Source organism: Streptomyces bikiniensis (genome assembly GCF_000716625.1).
GTDB classification, from domain to species: Bacteria; Actinomycetota; Actinomycetes; order Streptomycetales; family Streptomycetaceae; genus Streptomyces; species Streptomyces bikiniensis.
The window spans coordinates 1-387 of the sequence record NZ_JNXJ01000129.1; the positions used below are offsets into that span (position 1 = coordinate 1).

Here is a 387-nt window from a genome sequence, read left to right on the forward strand (position 1 = left end):
CAAGACGACGACGACCGTCGCCATGGACTTCGGCCGCATCACCCTGGACCAGGACCTGATCCTGTACCTGTTCGGTACGCCGGGCCAGGACCGCTTCTGGTTCATGTGGGACGACCTCGTCCGCGGCGCCATCGGCGCCGTCGTCCTCGTGGACACCCGCCGGCTCGCCGACTGCTTCCCGGCCGTCGACTACTTCGAGAACTCGGGCCTCCCCTTCGTCATCGCCCTCAACGGCTTCGACGGCAACCAGCCCTACCAGCCCGAGGAAGTCCGCGAGGCCCTCCAGATCGGCCCCGACACCCCCATCATCACCACCGACGCCCGCCACCGCGCCGACGCCAAGAGCGCGCTCATCACCCTCGTCGAGCACGCCCTCATGGCCCGGCT

The 387-nt window shown here is 69.0% G+C and carries 1 protein-coding gene; it reads left to right on the forward strand.

What is annotated here, in order from left to right:
- Positions 1-387: GTP-binding protein (locus tag OO47_RS33060; RefSeq protein WP_030223605.1), on the forward strand; the 387-nt coding region annotated here is incomplete at both ends.